We start from the raw sequence: 22,783 nt of genomic DNA, 5'->3' as shown, positions 1-22,783 counted from the left end.
TGCATAAAAAAGGTAAAGAAAAATCAAAAACAACATTTTTCCATTGGTTATATTGAAAAAACTATTGATAATTATTCTCAATAACTGTTAAAATAATAATAATGAAAATGATTATCATTATTAATCTTAAATTCGGGGGATTTTATAGAATGAATTTATATAAGGTATCAGGCGTTATTTTATTATCTAGCAGTCTACTATTCGGATGTTCCAATACAGAAAAAAGCTCTGCACCTGCAAAAGTAAAAGAACCAAAAAGCAGTGCGGCTAATCTTGATGGTGTTACGAATACATATCGTGAGTATGCTGTTGGCGAAATCGAGGAATTCGTTAAGGCAACAGACGCTTTTACAACGGCAGTGAAAAACGGAGATCTTGAAAAAGCGAAAGAGCTTTACGGTCCAGCCCGTATGTACTATGAAAGAGCAGAACCAATTGCCGAAGTGTTTGGTGATCTTGATCCTAAAATCGATGCTCGTGAAGGCGATGTTCCTGAAGGAGAGTGGGGCGGGTACCACCGAATCGAAAAAGGACTTTGGGTTGATAAGACTACCAAGGGCTATGAAAAATATGCTGATCAATTAATGAAGGACGTTAATTTGCTCCGTGCTAAGGTAGAAACAGTAGAGGTTACTCCTGACCTATTAATTACCGGAGCAGTGGACCTTTTGAATGAGGTTTCAACCTCCAAGGTAACAGGAGAAGAAGACCGCTATTCACATACTGATTTGTATGACTTTGTGGCGAACGTACAGGGAGCAGAGGAGATTTACAAACTTTTAAAGCCAGCTTTACATGATAAAGATGCCGATGTGGCAAAAGAAATTCAAACCCGTTTTGATGAAATGTACAGCCTTTTAAATCAATACAAAAAAGGTGACGGATACCAGTTATATACCGAACTGTCTAAAGAACAAGTAAAAGAATTAAGTCAGGCGATTGATGCATTAGCAGAACCACTATCTCAAATAGGAATGGTAACGGAGGCGTCTTAATTGTCAACGAACCCAAATATCAACAATGAATCTACTAAAATAGCAAAAACATTCTCGCGAAGAGATATCCTCAAAACTGCCGGAATTGGCGGTGTAGGGGTACTTGTCGGTGCTTCCGGTTTAGGCGGCCTGCTCTCTATAACGGAGAGCAAGGCAAAACAAATAGACTCTGGTGAGAGCATCCCGTTATATGGAAAACACCAACAAGGAATTACAACAAAAACACAGAATCATGTGTATTTTGCCGCTTTAGATGTAACGACAACGAATAAACAAGATTTAATTAGACTTTTTAAGGACTGGACAAAGGCAGCTGCTTTAATGACGGAAGGGAAGTCGGTCGGGGAGCTGACCAGTAATGAATTTCTTCCGCCAAAGGACACTGGGGAGGCAGCAGGATTATCGCCATCCAAGTTAACAATTACTTTTGGTGTCGGTCCGACGTTATTTAAAAAAGACCAACGAGACCGTTTTGGGCTACAACATAAGCAGCCAAAGGAATTAGTGGATCTTCCTAAATTTCCACTTGATGCATTAGAAGAGGAGTGGACCGGCGGAGACCTTTGTATTCAAGCTTGCGCTGATGATTTACAAGTCGCTTTTCATGCCGTTCGAAACCTCGTCCGCATTGCCAGGGGGAAAGCGATTCTGCGTTGGGCTCAATCAGGATTTCAACGTACGGCACAGGCTGATCCAAGGGAAGGAACTCCAAGAAACTTGTTTGGTTTCAAAGATGGGACTGCCAATCCAGATGTAAACGATGAAAAACAGATGAATGAGCAAGTTTGGGTACAGCCAGGAGATGGCCCCAATTGGCTTGCTAATGGAAGTTATCTTGTCGTCCGAAAGATCCAAATGTTTATTGAGGTATGGGACCGCACGACATTAAAGGAACAAGAAAATACATTTGGACGTTATCGAATTAGCGGAGCACCGCTCGGGCAAAAGAATGAATTCGACAAGCTTGATTTCAATCATAAAGATGAATATGGTAAAGACTTTATTCCTGTTAATTCACATACAAGACTTTCGCACGGGGATGGAACGCAAAAGATCCTGCGCCGGGCTTATTCTTATTCAAATGGAATGGATGTAAAAACCGGGAGCTTTGATGCAGGATTGTTGTTTCTATGTTTTCAGCGAAAACCGAGCAAACAATTTATCCCGATTCAGCATCGGCTGGCAAAAATGGATAAGTTAAATGAATATACTTCCCACCGCGGAAGTGCGATTTTTGCTTGTTTACCAGGATGCAAACAAGGTGGTTTCATAGGGGAAACATTATTTAGCTAATGTTTTCCTCTTTAAAGGAGAGAGAAAGAATGAAGACGAAAATAAAATTATCACTGGCCCTATTCATCAGCCTATTCATGCTCATCCTAATGATTCAGCCTGCAGCAGCAGCCGAAAATCATGATGAGCTTTTTGTACTAATTGGCGATAGCTTAATGAAAGCAAAACAAGGGGATCAAGTCACTGTTTCGAAAAACATGGAACAATTTTCAAAAGAGTGGAATGCTCTTAAAAAAGAAGATAGTAAACTTGCAAAAACAGTTAACACAAAACTAAATGATGTCAATCGTCTCCTTAAAGAGAAGGCGGATAATGAAGCCATTACAAAAGGTCTCTCTGCTCTTTCAAGTGCAGTTGTGCAATATGATCAAGAACAAAACCCAGTTGATAAAGAAAAGGGGAAAGAACAGGTTAAAAACCTTCTTCCAATCATTGACACCATGAAGGAAAGCAGCGAACAAGGGAATATCTCAAAGGTGAAATTGCAATATCAAACATTTATGAACCAATGGACTGCCAATGAAACCTTCGTTCACGATGAAAGTATTTCTTCCTATGGAAATATTGAAAAATACACGGCTCTCGTCCGAATTGCGATCACACAGGACCCGCCGGATTTAAAAAAGGCACAGCTTCAATTAGATCAATTAACGAAAGAAATTGAAAACTTCCTCGCTGGAAAGAACACAGGAAAGTCTCAAGAAACGTATAGTTTACAAGATTTATCTAATCTATTAACGAAGGCTGAAGACCTAATTTCCCAAAAAGATTATCAAAATGCGAGCAGTAAGCTGAACGAAGTTTTAACAATTTGGCCAATGGTCGAAGGGGATGTTCAGACAAGGGATAGTAAGCTATATAATGATATCGAAACAAAGGTTCCAACAGCGATCAGCATCCTAAACTCAAAAAATGTTAACGCTCAAAAGGCTTCTGAAATCATTGAGGATTTACATACCAGACTTGCTCCATTATTGAGCAAAACCGATTATTCATTATGGGATGCAGCATTAATATTACTCCGTGAGGGCTTGGAGGCATTATTAATTGTTGCTACATTGCTTGCATTTCTTAAAAGGATGGGGAAATCTTCAAAGCAGAAATGGATATGGGCAGGGGTTGGTGCAGGTATTTTACTGAGCGCAATTCTTGCTATTTTCATCAACATTCTATTTTCAAAACTAACTGCTGCTTCAAGTAGGGAATATATCGAAGGCATTACCGGAATTGTGGCCGTGTTAATGATGTTAACCATCGGAGCTTGGCTGCATAATAAATCAAGCATCGGAAACTGGAATAAATTTATTAATCAACAGATGGAACAGGCAATTGCAAAAGGCAGCCTTCTTTCCTTCGCAATGATTAGTTTTCTGTCTGTTTTTCGCGAAGGCGCAGAAACGATTATTTTTTATGCGGGGATTACTCCTTATATCAGCTTACAGCAGCTCGTCATCGGAGTATTACTGGCAGTGGTAATCTTAGCTGTGGTTGGGTTCCTTATCATCAAATACAGTGTGAAAATCCCAATCCGTTTATTCTTTAAAGCGGCAACCATCCTTATTTATGTATTGGCATTTAAAATTCTTGGGATCAGCGTCCATGCCCTGCAAATATCAAATATGATTCCGACCACTACAGTTAATAAGCTTCCATACGTTGACTGGATTGGACTTTACCCAACGTGGGAAACGACTTTAACACAAATCGGCTTGCTTGTGATTATTTTCTTCATGACCTACGCGGTAAAGAAAAAATTCTTTAGAAAATCAATACCCGCAAATGTTTAAAAGGGCCATTTCGGCCCTTTTTGTTTAGGCTCGGTTAAACATAGTTGTTGATTTCCGCTCCAGGCACTTCGCTTTCCGTGGGCGGTCCGGGGAGCCTCCTCGTCGCTTCACTCCTGTGGGGTCTCCCCTGTCCCGTAATCCCACAGGAGTCTACGTGCCTTCCACTCCAATCAACGTTGTTCAAAAATCAACATTCTCCTTTAACAAAGCCTTTGTTTAAAGTATTTTTTTAAATGGAACCGTGTCAGCCCCTAACTTTTGCTTCCATGAGTATGGAATGGATAAATTTTCTGATATCAATTCGGGTAGTGGCAGCGGATTGTTTTTTTCCTTCGAGTTCGAGCATTTTCATTCGTACTTGGGTATAGTCGAATAATTTGGATGAGAAGTACTCAAAGGTTGGGTTGGCATAATCCGTTAAACCCAGTGAGGCAAGATGCTCTAGCACCTGTTGAATTGTACGGCGGACCCGTTGTTCCACGGCTTTACCTTCCTTAGTTATTTCCTGCGGTGAAGCGGCTGAACCGAGCCGAATTTTGGCTGCCTGTTCATACAACTCTTTCAAAGGCGGGAGGTCGCGATTACCCTGCATGTCTAATTGATGTAAAATCGTTAAAAGATCCAAAAGATCCTTTTCACCACTCTTGCCAATAATCCCAAGTTCAAGAAGGATACTTTTGGCGGAGGAGATCAGTGATGGTTGTTTAGTTGGACGTGTGTTCTCCAGAATGCGGTTGTTTGTATTATGCTTCGTTAAAAAGCTTAATGATTTTTGAATATGATGAAGTGATTTTTCCAGCATCAGATAGTCACTTACTTTTTTAAGGACACTGACCACCTCAAGCCGATTAATCGGCTTTGTGATATAATGCTCCACTCCAAGAGAATACGCTTCGCTAATCATATCCTTTGTTTCGACTTGAGAGATCATAATGATTTTCCCTTGAAAGGAGGGAGCAATTTCTCTGACTGTTTCAATTCCGTCCCTGATAGGCATGAGCAGGTCAATCATTAGGATATCGACATCTTTTAAAGAAAGAGTCTCTGCATCCACTTCAGCCCCGTCCGCTGCTTCCCCTACAATCGACCCCAAGCCTTCCTCTTCAATGATATTTGATAGCATTCCTCTAATAGTAACGGTATCATCAACAATAAAAAAATTCATGGTAATCACCCCTTTTTCGACTGGTAATAAAGTATAAGTGCAACTCGCCTCATAAACCGCCCTTAGGGGTTGCCAATCAGCGAGTTTTGTTTATTAAATTTATAACCGGAAGCTGAATTTCAAAGGTCGTTCCTTTTTCTTTCTCTGATTCGACTAGGTTAATTGTGCCATTCAGATTTTCAATGACGTTTCTAGTGTAGGATAAACCGATTCCATTTGAAGCAATTCCTGCTTGATCAAATTTTGTTGTAAAACCTGGTTCAAAAATATACATTTTGTTCTTCTCAGAAATTCCGTTTCCATTATCCTTTATGCATATTTTGACAAAGTCCAGAACCCTTTCAACCGTTAATACAATCTGTCCTTCCTGACGGATGGCTTCCACCGCGTTGGCAACAAGATTATTTATAAGGGAAAGAAGGATAAAAGTACGGTACTCCGAATGTACCCCCGTAATGTTTACCTGAAAATCAATTGATTTCCCGAGCAGTTCACCATAATTTTTATTTGAGATCGTTACAACAGAAATGATTTCGCGAATGTTCATAAAATCATCTAATTTTTCTTTGGCCATTAATTTAGACAAGCCGGCATAAATACGTTGATTATCTTTTTTTATTTCGTGTAATTCACCGGCGATTTTCAGCATGGCTTGTGCTTCATTTTGATTGTTTAGCGTTTTTAAATCTCGATAAATCGTGTAGCAGGCGCTGGTTAGTTGCTCTGCGTTCTTTGCTGATTTTTCCAATTGAAACATTTCCACATATAAATTTGAGACTAAAAGTAAAACCTCTTCGGTCCGTTTTCGTTGCTGTTCTTCAGCCAACCTTGTCTCACGTACTAAAATTGTATTGAAAAAACCAAGTACAAAGAAGCTGCGAATGATGGCTACCCCAACAATAATTAAGAAGCCAGAGGTTGTCATTTTCATATCAGTTGTGTAATGGCGAATGGTCATTTCTGAAAAATTGCCCATAATTTCGAGCACCATTCCAACTAGACCAATGAGCAGCGGGCGATGATATAATTTTTTTACTTTAAAAACATGAAAAAATGCAGCAAAGACCATGTAATAGAAAAACACGGGAAAATGGTCAGGGAAATCAAAGGAGCCAACTTGAAGCTTGTCCAGAATAACCCGGAAACAAACGACAGCACTTCCGGTTAAAAAGCCCGCCGCAACTGGATGGATTTTACGTGACCATAGCAATATAAAAAAGAATACAGGTGTACTCATGCTGATTCTTAAATCAGCACCGGTTAAAGGATAAAATTTTATTTCTCCGGCTATAGGAACGGCAATGATCATAAACAAATAGGCTAATATTTTATCGCGAATACGATCACCCCCCCTATCTATAGTAAAAAAATTATTTTCAATTGTAAAAATTTTTTTAACCCACTTTGTAGTTTTTTGTAGGTTATCGTAGGTCAACCGTTATGATATAAACTGTAATCGTTTACAAACTATATTCCTACTATAATATTATCAAAAATCAAAAAACTTATCGATGGGAGAGAAGCGAGTGAAAAAAATTAGTTTAGCATGGCAAATTTTTATTGGATTAATTCTTGGGATTATTTTAGGAGCCATTTTTTATGGAAATCCACATATCGAGCAATTCTTACAGCCAATTGGAAACATCTTTTTACGATTAATTAAAATGATTGTTGTGCCGATTGTCATCTCATGTCTCGTAGTTGGTGTTGCAGGTGCCGGCGATATGAAATCGCTAGGGAAACTAGGAGGCAAAACGCTTCTATATTTTGAAATCATTACAACGATCGCGATTGTTGTCGGCCTGTTAGTTGCTAATATTTTTCATCCAGGTACTGGCGTGGATCGTTCGCAACTGGTTAAATCAGATATCAGTTCCTATGTTACGACTGAAAAAGCAACGGAGTCACACTCTCATATTGATACACTTGTAAATATTGTACCGACCAATGTGGTTCAGGCGTTTGCAAATGGAGATATGCTGGCGATTATTTTCTTCTCCGTTATGTTTGGTCTTGGTGTTGCAGCAATTGGTGAAAAAGGCAAACCGATCATTGAATTTTTTAGAGGTACAGCCGATGCGATGTTCTATGTAACCAATCAGATTATGAAGATTGCTCCATTAGGGGTGTTTGCCTTAATTGGGGTTACCGTTTCAAAATTTGGGTTGGAATCATTAATACCGCTTGGAAAATTAGTTATTACCGTATATGGCGCGATGGCTTTCTTTATTATTGTCGTGCTCGGCATTGTAGCGAAAATTTGTGGCTACAACATTTTTAAGCTTTTAGCTTATCTGAAAGACGAATTAATTTTGGGCTATTCCACAGCGAGTTCGGAAACCGTTCTTCCGAAAATTATGGAAAAAATGGAGCGAATCGGATGTCCAAAAGGGATTACTTCATTCGTCATTCCGACTGGTTATTCCTTTAATCTTGATGGATCTACCTTGTATCAGGCCATTGCGGCTTTATTCATCGCCCAAATGTATGGCATTCATATGGGCATTGGACAACAGATTACATTGGTTCTTATTTTAATGGTTACATCAAAAGGGATCGCAGGTGTCCCTGGCGTTTCAATTGTTGTTCTGCTTTCAACCTTAGGTAGTGTCGGTATTCCGGTCGAAGGACTAGCGTTTATTTTAGGCGTAGACAGGTTGCTGGACATGGCCCGTACATGTGTAAACATTGTCGGTAACTCACTTGCGGCGATTGTTATTTCCAAATGGGAAGGTCACAAAGTTAGAGATCATCACGAAGAGCAAGCCGCATAGGCGGTTATACAAAAAAAGGCACAACTGGCGGATAGCTGGATGTGCCTTTTTTGGTAAGGAATTGGGCGGAGTGAAAAAATGTAATTCGGAAAATGTAAAAAAGTTTCCCTACTATTCAACGGACTTGTCTCATAGGTTTATAGAAGTGAGATCTATTGAAGGGGAAATGAAAAAATGGCTATTTACTACAAGGGAATCTTCTTTCTAGCGGCATCCGCTTTTCTAGGTGAAGGCATTGAATTTTTTGTTAATATGATTTTGGCCCGGGAACTTGGAAGTCACGGGTTAGGGCTTTATATGTCGATTTTGCCGACTATTTTTTTAATTGTGTTGCTCTCAAGTTTCGAATTGCAGGTGTCCATTTCCAAATTTATTGCTGAAAAAGAGGACAGGTACCATCGCAATATCCTTTACCACGCTCTCACCATTACCATCATTTTTACAAGTATTTTGCTACTCTTAGCCACTAGCATTATGCAGTTTATCCCAATCTTTAATGGGTATCATCCCTATGTAAGATGGCTGGTTCTCATACTAATCCCGGTTATTTCATTTACCTCTGTGGCAAGGGGATATTTTATGGGGATGCATCATATGGGAAAAATTGCTGTCGCCAACTTTCTGCGAAAGGTTTTCCAGCTTGCAGCCCTATTTGTTTTATTTCGACTGTTTCAATATAAAACAGAAAGTGCCTTGTTGATTGCCATTACGGCCTTGATTGGCAGTGAGGTGGTCGTCTTCCTTTATTTATTCTATATGTTTATCGTTCAGTTCCAACACGTAAAACGGGTACCTTTTTCCAATTTAAATCGGAAATTAGTCCGGAAAAACTTAATGGCGGTGTCGATTCCAACAACGGGGATGCGATTGTTTTCTGCCGTAACGGGAGCTATCCAGCCTTTTCTGATTAAGGCGGCACTAGTTCGGTCCGGTTTGTCCGCCACAGTCGCTACAGAGCATTTTGGGATGCTGATGGGGGTGGCAATGTCGATTGGTTTTTTCCCTGCTTTTATTGCCCATTCCTTAATGATTGTCCTAATTCCAGGGGTATCGAAAACCCATGCTGCTGGAGATTATTCGAGCCTGCAAAAAATGCTCCAGCAGGTTATGTTCATGACCTTTATTTATGGAGTTGCGGCGGTAGGAGTCTTTTACTTTTTTGCACCACAACTGACTTCTTTGTTCTTTAAATCATCGACGCCTGCTGTATTTCTACAATTGCTCTGGCCGTATTTTTTATTCCACTTTTTTATCATGCCATTTCAGGCCTTTCTGATTGGACTTGATATGATTAAAGATACCTTTTTCCATATCATTTGGTCTGTTATTGTATCATTTACCATTATCGTCTGGCTCGGCTCCTATCCGGAATGGAGAATGGAAGGGGTCATCATCGGGATGAATACAGGTGCTGTCCTCCTCGCGCTTATGCATTATCTAACCATCTGCAAAAAAATTGGAATATCCGTTTTTTTAAAGGGAGCAGTTCAGCGATAATTGCTTATTTTGACCCGTTCCTTGGGTCTATTTTTATTGGAATCAAATAAATATGATACCAAGGAGGTCGGTCTCAGATGAATAGAAAAAAGACAATGAATGTCCCTGCCCATTTAAAACCCTATATTTCGCAGCAACATTACAAAAGCTATACCCCGATAGATCATGCGGTATGGCGTTTCGTCATGAAGCAAAATCATTTTTTCTTGAAAAAAATCGCACACCCTGCCTATGTAAATGGGCTGGCGCAATCGGGAATCAAAACTGAATCGATTCCAAAGGTAGAGGAAATGGATGCGAGCCTTGCCTGCGTTGGGTGGGGTGCTGTTTCGATTGACGGGTTAATCCCAGGCTCTGCCTTCTACAGTTTTTTAGCGAATGGGATATTACCGATTGCAACCGAGGTTCGGAAACTGCAGAATATCGCCTATACTCCTGCTCCGGATATGCTGCATGAAGCGGCAGGACACGCCCCGATTCTGTTAGATCAGACCTATCGTGAATATGTAAAAAAGATCGGCATGATGGGATCCTTTGCCCTTTCAAGTAAGGAAAAGCTAGACGTTTTTCGAGCTGTTCGACAGTTAACCATTGTCGCAGAGGACCCAGTGTCAACCCCGGAACAGGTTAAACTAGCAGAGGTTATGGTTGCTGAGGCGAGGAAAAAGGTAAAAAGCTTGGCGGAGGCCGACTATATCTCGCGCTTGTTTTGGTGGACGGTAGAATATGGCTTAGTTGGCGAATTGAATAATCCTAAAATATATGGTGCAGGTTTACTATCTTCTGTTGGAGAAAGTCAAAGCTGTTTAGCGGATGACGTAAGGAAAATCCCTTTCTCTGTTGAAGAATGTATCAAAACCTCTTATGACGTTACAAAGCCGCAGCCGCAATTATTTGTCTGCAGAAATTTTGAAGGGTTAGTAGAGGAAATTGAAAAGTTTGCTGCCACAATGGCATTTCGAAAGGGTGGAACAGAAAGTCTTGAAAAAGCGCTTCAATCTGATTATACTGCAACGATAGTATATTCATCCGGTCTACAGGTGACCGGGACTTTATCGACCATCATTAAGGATAGAAATGGGGAAGCGGTGTATATCCGAACAAAAGGACCGACTGCCTTATCTATAAATAATCAGCAATTACCAAGTCATGGCAAGGAAACCCATTATAAAGGATTTGGTGCTCCGATTGGAGTGTTAGAAGGAAACCGATTGCTTGAAAATTGCACGAGTCAGCAATTAGAAGAACTCGAAATCGTAGAAAGGGGGAAAGCTTGTTTAAACTTTGAAAGCGGGGTAAAAGTAGAGGGGACAGTTAAAGAAATCTTGTGGTCTAGTGGTCACCCGATCGTAATATCTTTCAAGGATTGTATGGTTACCTATCAGGAACAAGTCCTATTTGACAAAGGATGGGGCATTTTTGATATGCCGGTCGGGGGAAAAATTACATCGGTATATGCCGGTGCTGCCGACCCAAATGCCTATTTTGATTTGCAGAATGAAAAAGAGGTAGAGGGATTGGTTGAAATGAGAAGCCTAACAGAATTAGAGCATTTATACGCGGAAGTCCGCAAGATTCGAGAGCAGGATCAATGGAATCAAGAGAGCCTTTTACAAATAAATGAAATCTTAACACTAATAGATCATCAATATCCAAATGATTGGCTTCTCCGGTTAGAAATACTGGAATTATTAAAAAAATACAATACAGCCGAAACCACTGTTACGCATGTTGTAGAATCCTTAAAAAATACCGACTGGGAAAAATCCATCAGCCAAATGATTGAACGAGGGTTAATGCTGATCAATGAATCATAAGCAAAAGGAGCTTGGGTAATCCAAGCTCCTTTAATCGTTAGTCTTTACTTTGAAGAATCCCAAAAATCCTCAGAATGCTGATGAATAGGTTAATGAAATCCAAGTATAAGCTTAATGCCATCAATGGAACATCTTCCGCACTTACCCCGTAATGCTTCATCCTGCTAAAATCAAAGAGTACATAACCGCTGAAGACCATGACCCCGATAAAGGAGTAAGCTAGCATTCCTGTTGTGCTAAGCGGCCAGAAGATGTTAAAGATTGAAATCGCCACAAGAGCAAGCAGGGCAGCTAACAGAAATCCGCCTAAAAAGGAGAAATTCCGTTTTGATTTTGATGCATAAATCGCAATCCCCGTGAACACTACCGTTGTGGTAGCAAAGGCCATGATAACGGTATTTGCCCCGGTTGTTGCCATATAGTGAGCGACAATTGGGTATAGGGTAATCCCGGAAATAAATGTAAAAATGTAAAGGAACGAATAGGAAATCGCTTTTTTTCTTCTAAAGAAGAAAGCGGCGAAAAGCATGACCAATTCAAGGATTGACAAAGGTAAAAATAAACTAGTTGGTACAAATACACCTGCCATTGTGCCAATAAAGGCGAAAGCAAGCGAAAGTGCAAACGTCCTTAAAACAGATGGCATAAATTCAGTAGATGTTTGTGTGTACAAATTTCTTCACCTCAAAATAGTTTCTTATTAATTAATACGAGGAAGTGGTCAAGATGTTTCATTTTTTCTTAAAAAATCTTTATCTTCTTTTAAAATGTCACGGATTTCCGCTAAAAGTTCTTCGGAGCGGTCCACTTTTACCACTTCCTTTACAGGTTCCTCTTTCTTTTTAAAGCGATTAATGAATTTGACAAAAAGGAAGATGCAAAAAGCGATAATAAAGAAGTCGAGCACGGATTGAAGAAATAAGCCGTATTTAAGAGTACCAACTTTAAGTTTTGTAAAATCGAACCCAACCCCGCCAATCAGCAAGCTGATTAAGGGCATAATAACATCATTAACGAGGGAAGTAACAATTTTTCCAAAGGCCCCGCCAATAATTACACCGACTGCTAGGTCAATGACGTTCCCTTTCATTGCAAATTGTTTAAATTCATTCCACATATAAAAACCTCCATAATCTATTCGTTCTCATTTTACAATTTTCATTGGTACCTTATCAACCAACAAAAGAAGAGCAGTCCCTCTATGAACTGCTCTTTATTTATGAAATTAGCTTCATTTTAATTGCCTTTACAGCGGCATCTGTTCGATTCTTTGCCGCAAGCTTTTGAATAATTACGGAAACATAATCACGAACCGTATAGCTGCTGAGATGGAGCTCTTGTGCTGCTTCATTAATGGAAGCACCCTCAGCAATCAGCTTTAAGACTTCTTTTTCACGTGTTGTTAACACGCTATTGCTGCTGCCATACTGCTGCAGGGTTTCATCCCATATTGAATGGAGTAATTCGCCCGCATATTGTCCAAACTTTATTAACGTGGTTAAGGTTGGGGTTGAAACCTCAAATTGTGAATCCTCTCCCTGGTCTAAAATGGCAATTCCAAGTAAATTTCCTTCTGTTGCTGTAAGGATGGGCAATACCACAAAGGATTTTAAACGAAACTCGCGGACATATCTCTTTGGCAGAACTTCCAGCGCATTCGAAAAATAAAGAGGCTGTGAATAATTTAATGAATTTAGATATTTTTTTATTAATGGCAGCTTAAAAATAGTCTCCCTAATTTGCTGAAGGGAGGAATTATTTACATTATAACCGCAAACCCCAATCCCTTTATCTTCATAGTGATTATACAAAAAAAGGGCGCAGCGCTTAAAGGGCATAAAATCAGTTAATCCTTTTGTAATCGCCTGAACAGCACGATCGACACTCCTCGACTTAAGCAAACTCTGTAAAAACAGCAGGGAAGCGTCCTTCCATTCAAGCTTGCTTTCAAGATGGTGAAGCTTTAATTGACGGAGATACATCCCTTTAATAAACTCCGTTTGCTGGTGGGTCACCGGAAAATCTTTTTCTTGAAGACAAAGGAGTAGGGTTTCATTAAAACAGCTAATTTGCAGGATGGTAGCCTCTGGTGAATTTGAATCGATTAATCTAGAAAGGGCATTCGACAGGTGATTGATTTCCTTCGATTTTAGATTTAAGCAAATTTCAAGCAAGTGAGCCTCGACAGAAAATTTGGAGGAACAAACGACCCTGGAAATCTGAAAATCTTGGGCTTCTTTTCTAGCAAGGGCAATCCACTTAATCGGAATTACCTTTGTGGCTAAAATCATTTTTAACCATTTCTCTGTCCGGTCCTGCAGGTCATGGGTTAATAAAGCATGATCAAGTATTCTTGAAAAAAATGCTTGGATTGCCTGATGTTCATGCTCAGTTGCCATTGGATTTTTTACTAACAGTTTATGAAACATATTTTCTATGGAAGAAAGCAGAAAGATAGATTCATATTCATCATGGATGGAAGAAAAACGATTCTGCCATTCATCAAGGAGTGAGAGAATTAAGGTGTCAACAGTTGAAGTTTCTTGTTTGGATACTTGCTGAATGGCAAGTTGAATCATGGAGTCAAATTCTGATGCAAGTGTGGTATGCTGGAATTTCGCTGACGAAACAAGCTTTTTCCATTCTTTTAAAAATGGTTCTTTATATTCAAATAGGATGTTAAGACCTTTAAGTAGCAACTGCTCCACTTTTTGTTCCATTATTTTACACCCCCGCACGGTCTCTCTTATTATACAGTTCGTTTTTGGGGTTTCCAATATGTCCGTAGTACTAACCTTCACCCGACATTTGACGGGGGTGTCAGATAATCACGATATTTTCCGTGATTGTAGTTGCAGGGTTTTCGAAGTAATGTTAAGGAAATGGTATAATTTCTAAAAATTAAAAAAATAGGGAGGCGTGTGAATGGAAAGTTCGATTCAGCTTGTAGAAGGGGCAACGAGTAAAAAAGTTTTCTGGTCAGCGTTAGCTTCTGGGGTTTTAATTTTGGGGCTGCTGCTAGTTTCTTTTGGTTTATCTGGGGTGGCCTATGCCGTACCCATTGCGGGAGTTGGAGACTTTTATGTTGAGTTTGATAAACTTGTAGGAAATGGCTATACGTTTTATCCAAAATTGGGAGAAACGAGCAGTGAAGATTCTGCCCCCCAAGGAACCAATATTATGGATAATCTTGTTATTGATAATCTTCAGTTATACAAGGATTTCAAGGTTGGCGGGCAATGGATCCGCGTGAAAATAACGGCATCAAAACCAGTTCAAATTACCGGGCTGCAGCATGATGCAAGTCTGATTCAAGCGGACGCGAAATTCACTAATCTTGCTCTTAAAGAACATCATAGTGATGATTGGCAAAAACAATTTAAACAAACCTCTTCAACTATTACTCTTGAACATGCAAAATTAAAAACCCATTACCTATTTCAAAAAACAATTAATATGAACGGAATGAGATTAACAGTGGAAAGAATCAAAAAGTAGGAAAGGATGAACAGGGTGGGATTTAAACAGTGGCGGAAGAAAAGACCCTTATGGGGTGCCATCATTACCATTATTAGCGGCTTATTAATCTTATGGATCCCGTTAAATCTTTATTTAAGCACCTTCCTGCCTGGATCAATTGCGACGATTGGTCTGCTGTTCGGCGGGGCGATTACATTGATAGGAATCTGTGCTTTATTTTTTCCAAATGCCTCCAAGGTTCTGGGAATCTTTACAATCTTTTTATCAATTTTATCTGTGATAGGTGCCTTGGGCGGTTTTCTCTTCGGGACACTTCTTGGCATTATCGGCGGGGCCTTACTAATGGCTTGGAGGCTCGGTCCTGCAAAGGTGAAGGTTACACCGCCAAGCAATACGGAAAAAGCGGCACAAACACTCTAAAGGAGAATCAAAATATGTGGTGGAAAAGCAGGCTTTTCTTGTGCAGTGTATGTCTCCATATCATGTTTTTAACCATATTCTCCATTAGTGGAAAAGTTAAAGCTGAAACGAATGAGGCGGATGGTTTTATCATTAAAGCCGACCGGGTGATTGGAACAGGCATGACCGCTTCCATTGTAAAACAAGAAACCTCCACGAATGATGGAAAAATAATGCTTAGGTTCCACTATGATTCAGCCACCATTTATGGGATGAGTTTAGTAAAACAAGTGAATAGTCCCAAAGGTCCCGTCAGCATCACGTTAAAGGCCGATGGTCCGGTAACGGTGAAAGGAATGACGGTTGATACGACAGCGATTTCTTTTCAAGGTGTATGTATTAAAGCATCGGAAATGGTTCCGAAATTAGCGATGGAAAATGTGGTAATGGTCGCACACTATATGAATAATGAGGATAGCAGTATAAAGCAGCTTGTTCTGAATACGATTTCGGGGCAGGTAGGTGGCCCTCAGCCAGGTAAATTAGGAATCCTTCAAGGATTGGGGAAGCTTTCTGAACAGAAGTTGGATCAGGAAATTGAAAGGATTTCAAAGGGACATTTGCCGCTCACATGTGAGGAAGGAGCGGCTGAGCAGGGGAAGAACGGTAAAATAACGGATCCGGTAAACGATGTTGTCGGTGTGGGGACGAAACCGCTGGAGCCGGTGACGAAGGTGGTGGATTCGGTAACGAAACCGCTGGAGCCGGTGACAAAGGTGGTGGATTCGGTAACGAAGCCGTTGGATCCGGTAACGAAGGTGGTGGATTCGGTGACGAAGCCGTTGGACCCAGTGACGGATGTGGTGGATTCGGTGACGAAGCCATTGGAGCCGGTGACGAAGGTGGTGGATTCGGTGACGAAGCCATTGGAGCCGGTGACAAAACCGTTGGAGCCAGTAGTTAAACCAGTGGAACGTGTTGTGAAGACAGTTGAACCAGTGGTTACGGATACAAAGAAGAAGGTAGAAGGGACTGTCCAATCAGTATGTGAACGGCTTAATGATGCTAAAGGGGTTATATCGAAAGAACTTGCTTTGAATTTAATCGATGAAGCACACAAAAAGCAGGTAGCTTTAGGGGCTGTTTGTTCTGATAATGCTACCGAGACGGAATGGCTTGAAAAATGGAATGATGGGCTGCTAAAATCGCTGGGGTTGCTGGATTTGTTGGGAAGAATAAAGCTTGATGACCTTGTGGAACAGCTGGAAAAGATGCGTGATAATGTGTCAAAGGTGAAAGACGGGGTGATTCTGTTTAGGCCGTAGAAAAGTACAGGAGCGGTAACTTAGAGAGGCTTTAGATGCCCATGCAAGGAAAAAAGAGCAGTAGCGGAAATCGAGAGAGGTTCTAGATGTCCGTGCGAGCAAAAAAAGGGTTGTTGCGGTAACCGAGAGAGGCTCTAGATGCCCATGCGAGCAGAAAAAGGCTGTTGAGGTAACCGAGAGAGGTTCTAGATGCCCGGGTAAGTAAAAAAAGAGCAGTATCGGTAACCGAAAGAGGCACTAGATGCCCGAGCAAGCAAAAAAAGAACAGTATCGGTAACCAAGAGAGGTTCTAGATGCCCGAGCAAGCAAAAAAAGAGCAGTAGCGGTAACCGAGAGAGACTCTAAAGAAAAAATGTCCTTCAACACTAAAAATCGAAGGACATTTTTTCATCATTCAAATATTCAATTAGAACGCCCAGTTTCCGCCGCGGAATACTGGCTCTGATTTGCCATCAGCAGTAATGCCGTCAATATCCATTTCAGCCGAACCGATCATGAAATCAACGTGGGTAATACTTTGGTTCAGACCATTTTCCTTTAATTCATCAGCAGACATCTTCTTGCCGCCCTCAATACAGAATGCATACGCACTGCCAATTGCTAAATGATTCGAGGCATTCTCATCAAACAGGGTATTAAAGAACAAAATATTGGACTGTGAAATCGGTGAGTTAAATGGAACAAGGGCTACTTCGCCAAGATAATGCGAGCCTTCATCTGTCTCAACCAAACGCTTCAGAATTTCTTCGCCTTCTTCTGCTTTTACGCCAACAATTTTTCCATTTTCAAACGTAATCGAAAAGCGATCAATAATATTGCCGCCGTAGCTAAGCGGTTTCGTGCTTGCAACTGTACCATTCACACCTGTTTTAAGCGGAACCGTAAAAACTTCCTCCGTCGGCATGTTTGCCATAAACTCATGACCGTTTTCATTAATACTTCCCGCCCCAACCCAAAGATGGTTTTTCGGAAGCTCAATCGTTAAATCGGTACCAGGAGCTTTATAATGTAGTTTCAAATATTTCTTTTCATTTAAATAATGAACCTTTTCATGTAAATTTTCGTCATGCTTTTTCCAGGCATCCACAGGATTTTCAACATCTGCGCGAGTTGCTTTAAAAATTGCTTCCCATAGTTTTTCAACTTGCTGTTCGCTTCGAACATCTGGGAATACTTTTGCAGCCCATGCAGGAGATGCCGCGGCAACAACGGTCCAGCTTACTTTATCGGATTGAATCGCCTGGCGGTATTTGGCTAATGCGGTACCGGCCGCTTTTTGGAAATTGGAGATTCGTTCAGGATTGACTCCTTTTAAAAGGTCTGGGCTAGAAGAAATAACAGACATAAAAGCTGCGCCCTTTTCGGCAAGTTCTTCTGTCTCTTTTGCACGCCAGGCAGGATATTCTTGAAAGGCTTCATCAGGTGCTAAATCATATTTTGTACGAGAAACGAAGTCATCAGCCCAATTGACCACAACATTGAATGCCCCAACTTCATAGGCTTTCTTTACCACAAGACGAACAAATTCAGCCGCATCTAAGGAAGCATTCACCACTAATGTTTGGCCCTTTTGAACATTAACTCCCACTTTAACCGCAAGCTCAGCATATTTTTCAAGGTTCTTCTGAAATTCACTCATATTATGTATTCTCCTTTACCAAAATCTTCATATATATATTGTAGCTTGTTTAATTGGAAAAAGAAACTAGCAGCCATTTTGACCAAAAGGCATAAAAAAACAGTAAAGATTTTACATCTCTACTGCAGTTTAGAACCGTATACTTTTATATTAAAATAAACCCCTGCGGAAAATAGAACTAGAAAAGTAATAATGCCTGAAATTGATGTTGGAGACAAAAATTGTGATCCATCCATACATTCCACCGCCTTTAATAATAGAAAACCTTTACAAGTTAATTATAATAGTAAAAGAGGGGAATGTGAACATTTTAGTACAATTTATAGAAAGTTTTTTGAACGTTTTTGTTTTATTTGTTTTTCAAAAAAATAAAACATGAGCCAATAGAAACCAGCGCTTATTAAAGCCACAATCGATAGGAAGAAGAATGTCCAGTGATACCCAATCCACACCGTCATCGGGATAAAGATTGGGGCAATGGTGCGGCTAATTGTAAACCGTAAACTGGCAGCAGCGAAATATTGTCCCCTCATATGTTCGGGTGCAAGCTTGGAAACAAAGCTTTGCTGAAGTCCGGCGGCCATTAATTCACCAAATGTGAAAATCGCCATTGCAAAAATGAATCCCCAGATCCACTCTGTTCCGCTAAAGAGCAAAATCGCAATGGCATACATAATAGAAGAAAGAATAAATACATTACGTTCTTTGTATTTGCTCATCCAATTCGTAACGTAAACGGTCAATAATGCGACAAGGAGCCCGTTTTCCGCTAATACAATCCCAAATGCCTGCTCCCCTTTAATAGAAAAGGACCAGCTGCCGAACGAAATCAGGCTTTGATTTTTGATAACATCTTTCATATAAATGGGAATTAATAAATCCAACTGCATAAAGGTTTGCCCAGCTAGTACGCCTGCAAGAATAAACAATAGAAACGTTTTATCTTTTATAATCAGTGAATAGTCGCGAAGCTGGTTTTGTAAAAAGTAATACCATTTCCCATCCACATCAATAGAAGTTGTTTTCTTTAATGGTGCAGTTTCCCGGGTCCATTTTGCCAGGATTAACCCTAGCATAATACAGACAATACCAGCAACAAGTAAAAGCTGAAAGCGGTAATTTACATAAAAAATTGCTCCTAAGATCGGTCCAATAACGACGGCGATATTAATCGAAGTATAAAAAATCGCAAAGACATTCCCTCTATCTTTCTCTTCGACGACATCTGCTACCATCGCCTGGCTTGCGGGCCAATAGAAAGCACCAAAAACTCCGGCAATCGCAAAGGAAATAAAGCCAATCCATGGCGAGTCAAGCCACGGTGAGCTGGAAGCTCCAAATATGATAAAAGAAAGACCTTGACCAATTGCAGAAAGAACCATCATTCGTTTTCGGCCAAAGCGGTCGGCACAATAGCCTCCCATCAGATTGGCCAGAACCGAGAAAACTTGCGAAAATACCAATAAAATCCCGGCTTTATTTTTACCAAATTCATCTGCAAAGTAAATTGTCAAAAACGGAAAGAACATCCAAAAGGTAATATTCATCATTGCTTCTGCAAATAAACGGACCTTTAAATTTCGGTCCCAATCTCTAATTCTCATAAAAAATCTCCATTTCTTTCATGTAAGCCATTACATCATACTATCCTATTGGAATTAGTTTCAATACCTTTATGTATTGGAATCTTCGGAATACCTGAATCCATTTGAAACGTATGCTATAGTTAACTTACCTGAAATTCGAAAGGATGTTTAAAAAATGGCAAAAAGTGTTGTTATTGCTGAAAAACCTTCTGTCGCACGTGATATTGCTCGCGTGCTGAATTGTAATAAAAAAGGAAACGGATACCTTGAAGGAGATAAATACATTGTTACGTGGGCACTCGGACATTTAGTCACACTTGCTGACCCCGAAAGCTACGATGTGAAATATAAAACTTGGAATTTAGAAGATCTGCCGATGCTGCCGGATCGTTTGAAGTTGACTGTCATTAAGCAAACAGGCAAACAGTTTAATGCGGTTAAAAGCCAACTAACTAGAAATGATGTCAAAGAAATCATCGTGGCTACAGATGCGGGGAGAGAAGGAGAATTAGTCGCACGCTGGATTATTGATAAAGTAAAAGTCAATAAGCCGATTAAGCGGCTATGGATCTCTTCTGTTACCGATAAAGCGATTAAAGACGGCTTCGCCAATTTGAAGCCTGGCAAGTCGTATGACAATTTATATGCTTCAGCGGTCGCGCGCTCAGAAGCGGATTGGTATATCGGCCTTAATGCAACCCGGGCTTTAACCACCAGATTCAATGCCCAACTAAACTGCGGCCGCGTTCAAACACCTACTGTTGCGATGATTGCAGCACGTGAGGACGAAATCAAAACCTTTAAAGCGCAAACCTATTACGGTATCGAAGCCCAAACAGCAGATCATTTAAAGCTGACGTGGCAAGATGTGAAGGGGAACAGCCGCAGCTTTGATAAAGAGAAAATTGATGCGATTGTGGGAAAACTAGGTAAACAAAATGCGATTGTAAAAGAAATTGAGAAGAAACCAAAGAAGTCATTTTCACCGGGTCTTTATGATTTAACGGAATTACAGCGTGACGCGAATAAAATCTTTGGTTACTCTGCTAAGGAAACGTTAAACATTATGCAAAAACTGTACGAGCAACATAAAGTCTTAACGTATCCCCGAACAGACTCGCGTTACCTTTCTTCGGATATTGTAGGAACTCTTCCAGAACGTTTGCGAGCATGTGGAATAGGGGAATATCGTCCTTTAACCAATAAAATCTTAAGCAAGCCAATCAAAGCCTCGAAGGCATTTGTTGATGACAGCAAAGTATCCGATCACCATGCCATTATTCCAACAGAAGGCTATGTAAACTTCTCTGCCTTCACGGATAAAGAGCGGAAAATTTATGACTTAGTGGTGAAACGATTCTTGGCCGTTTTATTCCCGGCATTCGAATATGAGCAATTAACACTTCGTGCGAAAATCGGGGATGAGAACTTCGTTGCAAGGGGAAAAACGATTTTAGCGACTGGCTGGAAAGAAGTATACGAAAATCGCTTTGAAGATGAGGATGCAGCAGATGACCTAAAGGAACAGATATTACCTCGCATCGAAAAAGGCGACACATTAAACGTAAAACTAATCGCCCAAACATCTGGTCAAACCAATCCGCCTGCACGTTTTAATGAAGCAACATTACTTTCGGCTATGGAAAACCCTACGAAGTATATGGAAACAAAAAATAAACAACTGGCAGAAACATTAAAATCGACAGGTGGATTAGGTACGGTTGCTACGCGTGCAGACATTATTGATAAATTATTTAATTCATTCTTAATCGAAAAACGTGGCAAAGACATTCATATTACGTCTAAAGGCCGTCAATTGTTGGATCTAGTGCCTGAAGAGCTAAAGTCTCCTACCTTGACTGCGGAGTGGGAACAAAAGCTTGATCAAATTGCCCATGGCAAGCTGAAAAAAGATGTGTTTATCGGCGAAATGAAAAACTACACAAAAGAGATTGTGGCTGAAATTAAAGCAAGTAATAAAAAATACAAGCATGACAATATCTCTACAAAAAATTGTCCGGACTGTGGAAAACCAATGCTGGAAGTTAACGGGAAAAAAGGCAAAATGCTCGTATGTCAAGACCGTGAATGTGGACATCGTAAAAATGTCTCGCGCGTCACCAATGCACGCTGCCCGCAATGCCATAAAAAATTAGAGCTACGCGGCGAAGGCGAGGGACAAATTTTCGCATGTAAATGTGGATACCGTGAAAAATTATCTGCTTTCGAAGCACGCCGCAAAAAGGAATCTGGCGGTAAAGTAGATAAACGCACAGTACAAAAGTATCTAAAAAATCAAAACAAAGAGGACGAACCGTTGAATAATGCATTGGCAGAAGCATTAAAAGGGTTGAAGTTTGATTAAGTATCATACTAAAGGGGGCTATTCATAAAGATTATGAATAGCCCCCTTTATCAATTTTAAGTAGTAAGGGTTAATTACGCTGATTCTTGCTTCAACAAACGGACACTTTCATCAAATTCTTTTTCAATTTCATCGTTTTTCTTATGAGTAGCCAAGCTGACGATAACAGAAACGATAAAGTTAAGGACGAAGCCTGGAACGATTTCATAAAGGGTGTCCCCAAGGCCAACATTTTTCCATATGATTACGGTAACGGCACCAACGATCATTCCAAAGAGGGCACCCCAGTTGTTCATTTTTTTCCAGAATAAACTTAAAAGAATGATTGGACCGAAAGAAGCTCCAAATCCTGCCCAGGCATAAGCAACAAGGCTTAAAATTGTACTATTTTGCTTGAAGGCAAGAGCGGAAGCAACAACAGCGACAATTAGCACTGCCATTCTTCCTAAGAATACAAGTTCTTTATCCTTAGCGCCTTTACGGACAACAACCTTATATAAGTCCTCAATTAGCGCACTAGAGGTAACGATTAATTGTGAAGAAATCGTACTCATAACAGCGGCAAGAATTGCGGCTAAAGCAAATCCTGCAAATAATGGATGGAAGAAGATCTGGCTCAATGAAATAAATACAGCTTCTGGATTATCCAGTTTATGTGCAG

The 22,783-nt window shown here is 40.3% G+C and carries 18 protein-coding genes; 10 read left to right on the top strand and 8 right to left on the bottom strand.

What is annotated here, in order from left to right:
• The first annotated feature begins 149 nt into the window (after window positions 1–149).
• From efeO to E2K98_RS17220, 3 genes are read left to right on the top strand one after another with little or no spacing between them, the layout of a single operon-like run.
• Window positions 150–995: an iron uptake system protein EfeO gene (gene efeO / locus E2K98_RS17230; protein ID WP_133336243.1), complete on the top strand. Its 846-nt coding sequence runs from the start codon at window positions 150–152 to the stop codon at window positions 993–995.
• The gene (efeB, locus tag E2K98_RS17225; protein WP_235824843.1) at window positions 996–2,288 is read left to right on the top strand and encodes an iron uptake transporter deferrochelatase/peroxidase subunit; all 1,293 of its coding nucleotides are present in this window, start codon (window positions 996–998) and stop codon (window positions 2,286–2,288) included.
• Window positions 2,289–2,317: 29 nt separating this feature from the next.
• The gene (locus tag E2K98_RS17220; RefSeq protein ID WP_133336241.1) at window positions 2,318–4,075 is read left to right on the top strand and encodes an FTR1 family iron permease; all 1,758 of its coding nucleotides are present in this window, start codon (window positions 2,318–2,320) and stop codon (window positions 4,073–4,075) included.
• A 244-nt stretch (window positions 4,076–4,319) separates the two neighbouring features.
• Here E2K98_RS17220 and E2K98_RS17215 read toward each other — a convergent pair whose 3' ends face one another.
• Together E2K98_RS17215 and E2K98_RS17210 are read right to left on the bottom strand one after the other, a co-directional pair.
• A complete protein-coding gene (locus tag E2K98_RS17215; protein WP_133336239.1) occupies window positions 4,320–5,240 on the bottom strand; it encodes a response regulator in 921 nt (306 codons plus the stop codon).
• Between the two features lie 76 nt (window positions 5,241–5,316).
• A complete protein-coding gene (locus E2K98_RS17210) occupies window positions 5,317–6,549 on the bottom strand; it encodes a sensor histidine kinase (protein WP_235824842.1) in 1,233 nt (410 codons plus the stop codon).
• Between the two features lie 217 nt (window positions 6,550–6,766).
• On the opposite strand from E2K98_RS17210, the gene E2K98_RS17205 reads away from it, so the two are divergent.
• The 3 genes from E2K98_RS17205 (at window position 6,767) to E2K98_RS17195 (ending at window position 11,328) form a co-directional block, all read left to right on the top strand.
• Entirely contained in the window at window positions 6,767–8,014 is a 1,248-nt protein-coding gene (locus tag E2K98_RS17205; RefSeq protein WP_133336237.1) for a cation:dicarboxylate symporter family transporter, read from the top strand.
• A gap of 174 nt (window positions 8,015–8,188) precedes the next feature.
• Entirely contained in the window at window positions 8,189–9,511 is a 1,323-nt protein-coding gene (locus tag E2K98_RS17200; RefSeq protein WP_133336235.1) for an oligosaccharide flippase family protein, read from the top strand.
• Between the two features lie 77 nt (window positions 9,512–9,588).
• The gene (locus E2K98_RS17195; protein ID WP_235824841.1) at window positions 9,589–11,328 is read left to right on the top strand and encodes an aromatic amino acid hydroxylase; all 1,740 of its coding nucleotides are present in this window, start codon (window positions 9,589–9,591) and stop codon (window positions 11,326–11,328) included.
• A 37-nt stretch (window positions 11,329–11,365) separates the two neighbouring features.
• Here the strand turns inward: E2K98_RS17195 and E2K98_RS17190 are convergent, their stop codons facing one another.
• The 3 genes from E2K98_RS17190 to E2K98_RS17180 form a co-directional block, all read right to left on the bottom strand.
• Window positions 11,366–11,974 (bottom strand): Bax inhibitor-1/YccA family protein, encoded by a 609-nt coding sequence (locus E2K98_RS17190; RefSeq protein ID WP_133336762.1) that lies wholly within the window; start codon window positions 11,972–11,974, stop codon window positions 11,366–11,368.
• A 75-nt stretch (window positions 11,975–12,049) separates the two neighbouring features.
• Entirely contained in the window at window positions 12,050–12,445 is a 396-nt protein-coding gene (gene mscL, locus E2K98_RS17185) for a large-conductance mechanosensitive channel protein MscL (RefSeq protein ID WP_133336233.1), read from the bottom strand.
• Between the two features lie 100 nt (window positions 12,446–12,545).
• Window positions 12,546–14,048: a response regulator transcription factor gene (locus tag E2K98_RS17180; protein ID WP_133336231.1), complete on the bottom strand. Its 1,503-nt coding sequence runs from the start codon at window positions 14,046–14,048 to the stop codon at window positions 12,546–12,548.
• A gap of 205 nt (window positions 14,049–14,253) precedes the next feature.
• Here E2K98_RS17180 and E2K98_RS17175 point away from each other — a divergent pair, with 205 nt between their 5' ends.
• From E2K98_RS17175 to E2K98_RS17165, 3 genes are read left to right on the top strand one after another with little or no spacing between them, the layout of a single operon-like run.
• The gene (locus tag E2K98_RS17175; RefSeq protein WP_133336229.1) at window positions 14,254–14,826 is read left to right on the top strand and encodes a DUF6230 family protein; all 573 of its coding nucleotides are present in this window, start codon (window positions 14,254–14,256) and stop codon (window positions 14,824–14,826) included.
• 15 nt (window positions 14,827–14,841) lie between these two features.
• Window positions 14,842–15,228 carry a DUF6114 domain-containing protein gene (locus tag E2K98_RS17170; RefSeq protein ID WP_235824840.1) on the top strand — a complete coding sequence of 129 codons (387 nt, stop codon included), beginning with the start codon at window positions 14,842–14,844 and terminating at the stop codon, window positions 15,226–15,228.
• A 14-nt stretch (window positions 15,229–15,242) separates the two neighbouring features.
• Window positions 15,243–16,532: a hypothetical protein gene (locus E2K98_RS17165; protein WP_133336225.1), complete on the top strand. Its 1,290-nt coding sequence runs from the start codon at window positions 15,243–15,245 to the stop codon at window positions 16,530–16,532.
• A 406-nt stretch (window positions 16,533–16,938) separates the two neighbouring features.
• On the opposite strand, the gene E2K98_RS17160 is transcribed toward E2K98_RS17165, so the two are convergent.
• Together E2K98_RS17160 and E2K98_RS17155 are read right to left on the bottom strand one after the other, a co-directional pair.
• A complete protein-coding gene (locus E2K98_RS17160) occupies window positions 16,939–18,171 on the bottom strand; it encodes an aminopeptidase (protein WP_133336223.1) in 1,233 nt (410 codons plus the stop codon).
• A 320-nt stretch (window positions 18,172–18,491) separates the two neighbouring features.
• On the bottom strand, window positions 18,492–19,775 hold the full coding sequence (locus E2K98_RS17155; RefSeq protein WP_133336221.1) for an MDR family MFS transporter: 1,284 nt from the start codon (window positions 19,773–19,775) through the stop codon (window positions 18,492–18,494).
• A 157-nt stretch (window positions 19,776–19,932) separates the two neighbouring features.
• Between E2K98_RS17155 and E2K98_RS17150 the strand changes: the two genes are divergently transcribed.
• Window positions 19,933–22,122: a DNA topoisomerase III gene (locus tag E2K98_RS17150; protein WP_133336219.1), complete on the top strand. Its 2,190-nt coding sequence runs from the start codon at window positions 19,933–19,935 to the stop codon at window positions 22,120–22,122.
• Between the two features lie 74 nt (window positions 22,123–22,196).
• Here E2K98_RS17150 and E2K98_RS17145 read toward each other — a convergent pair.
• The coding region (locus tag E2K98_RS17145; RefSeq protein WP_407921215.1) for a sodium:solute symporter family transporter at window positions 22,197–22,783 on the bottom strand (587 nt) is incomplete at its 5' end.

This window comes from Bacillus salipaludis (assembly GCF_004358205.1).
The sequence above is the reverse complement of the archived record's forward strand: the minus strand, read 5'-3'. Positions and strand labels throughout refer to the sequence as shown.